A 2,710-nucleotide genomic window follows, 5' to 3' on the forward strand; every position below is an offset into this window, starting at 1 on the left:
TGAGAGACACCCAAGTAGCACGGGGCCCGAGAAATCCCGTGTGAATCTGGCGGGACCACCCGCTAAGCCTAAATATTCCCTGGTGACCGATAGCGGATAGTACCGTGAGGGAATGGTGAAAAGTACCGCGGGAGCGGAGTGAAATAGTACCTGAAACCGTGTGCCTACAAGCCGTGGGAGCGTCGCTCATTGGGTTTACCCAATGGGTCGTGACTGCGTGCCTTTTGAAGAATGAGCCTGCGAGTTTGCGGTGTGTTGCGAGGTTAACCCGTGTGGGGAAGCCGTAGCGAAAGCGAGTCCGAATAGGGCGATTTAGTAGCGCGCTCAAGACCCGAAGCGGAGTGATCTAGCCATGGGCAGGTTGAAGCGGAGGTAAGACTTCGTGGAGGACCGAACCCACCAGGGTTGAAAACCTGGGGGATGACCTGTGGTTAGGGGTGAAAGGCCAATCAAACTCCGTGATAGCTGGTTCTCCCCGAAATGCATTTAGGTGCAGCGTCGTGTGTTTCTTGCCGGAGGTAGAGCACTGGATAGGCGATGGGCCCTACCGGGTTACTGACCTTAGCCAAACTCCGAATGCCGGTAAGTGAGAGCACGGCAGTGAGACTGTGGGGGATAAGCTCCATGGTCGAGAGGGAAACAGCCCAGAGCATCGACTAAGGCCCCTAAGCGTACGCTAAGTGGGAAAGGATGTGGAGTCGCAGAGACAACCAGGAGGTTGGCTTAGAAGCAGCCACCCTTGAAAGAGTGCGTAATAGCTCACTGGTCAAGTGATTCCGCGCCGACAATGTAGCGGGGCTCAAGCGTACCGCCGAAGTCGTGTCATTGCAGCAATAGGGCCAACGCCCGCTGTGATGGGTAGGGGAGCGTCGTGTGCCGGGTGAAGCAGCAGCGGAAGCTAGTTGTGGACGGTTCACGAGTGAGAATGCAGGCATGAGTAGCGATACACACGTGAGAAACGTGTGCGCCGATTGACTAAGGGTTCCTGGGTCAAGCTGATCTGCCCAGGGTAAGTCGGGACCTAAGGCGAGGCCGACAGGCGTAGTCGATGGACAACCGGTTGATATTCCGGTACCCGCTTTGAAACGCCCAATATCGAATCAGGCGATGCTAAGCCCGTGAAGCCGTTCCGGACCCTTCGGGGAAAGGAAAGTGGTGGAGCCGGCGAACCAGACTTGTAGTAGGTAAGCGATGGGGTGACGCAGGAAGGTAGTCCAGCCCGGGCGGTGGTAGTCCCGGGGTAAGGGTGTAGGGCGTGTGATAGGCAAATCCGTCACGCATTAAGCCTGAGACCTGATGCCGAGCCGATTGTGGTGAAGTGGATGATCCTATGCTGTCGAGAAAAGCCTCTAGCGAGTTTCATGGCGGCCCGTACCCTAAACCGACTCAGGTAGTCAGGTAGAGAATACCGAGGCGTTCGGGTGAACTATGGTTAAGGAACTCGGCAAAATGCCCCCGTAACTTCGGGAGAAGGGGGGCCATCACTGGTGATCGGATTTACTCCGTGAGCTGGGGGTGGCCGCAGAGACCAGCGAGAAGCGACTGTTTACTAAAAACACAGGTCCGTGCGAAGCCGTAAGGCGATGTATACGGACTGACGCCTGCCCGGTGCTGGAACGTTAAGGGGACCGGTTAGTCACATTTCGGTGTGGCGAAGCTGAGAACTTAAGCGCCAGTAAACGGCGGTGGTAACTATAACCATCCTAAGGTAGCGAAATTCCTTGTCGGGTAAGTTCCGACCTGCACGAATGGCGTAACGACTTCTCGACTGTCTCAACCATAGGCCCGGTGAAATTGCACTACGAGTAAAGATGCTCGTTTCGCGCAGCAGGACGAAAAGACCCCGGGACCTTTACTACAGTTTGATATTGGTGTTCGGTTCGGCTTGTGTAGGATAGGTGGGAGACTTTGAAGCCGTGACGCCAGTCATGGTGGAGTCGCCGTTGAAATACCACTCTGGTCGTGCTGGATGTCTAACCTCGGTCCGTGATCCGGATCAGGGACAGTGTCTGATGGGTAGTTTAACTGGGGCGGTTGCCTCCCAAAGGGTAACGGAGGCGCCCAAAGGTTCCCTCAGCCTGGTTGGCAATCAGGTGTTGAGTGTAAGTGCACAAGGGAGCTTGACTGTGAGACCGACGGGTCGAGCAGGGACGAAAGTCGGGACTAGTGATCCGGCGGTGGCTTGTGGAAGCGCCGTCGCTCAACGGATAAAAGGTACCCCGGGGATAACAGGCTGATCTTCCCCAAGAGTCCATATCGACGGGATGGTTTGGCACCTCGATGTCGGCTCGTCGCATCCTGGGGCTGGAGTCGGTCCCAAGGGTTGGGCTGTTCGCCCATTAAAGCGGTACGCGAGCTGGGTTTAGAACGTCGTGAGACAGTTCGGTCTCTATCCGCTGTGCGCGTAGGAATATTGAGAAGGGCTGTCCCTAGTACGAGAGGACCGGGACGGACGAACCTCTGGTGTGCCAGTTGTCCTGCCAAGGGCATGGCTGGTTGGCTACGTTCGGGAGGGATAACCGCTGAAAGCATCTAAGCGGGAAGCCTGCTTCAAGATGAGTATTCCCACCTCCTTGAGAGGGTAAGGCTCCCAGTAGACCACTGGGTTGATAGGCCGGATGTGGAAGCCCAGTAATGGGTGGAGCTGACCGGTACTAATAGGCCGAGGGCTTGTCCTCAGTTGCTCGCGTCCACTGTGTTAGTTCTGAAG

General features: G+C 56.2%; 1 rRNA gene (only partly in view). It reads left to right on the plus strand.

The window, feature by feature from the left end:
- A 23S ribosomal RNA gene (locus tag ACWFR1_RS39900) occupies window positions 1-2,678 on the plus strand (it extends 445 nt beyond the left edge of the window).
- Window positions 2,679-2,710: the final 32 nt, after the last annotated feature.

This window comes from Streptomyces sp. NPDC055103, assembly GCF_053607625.1.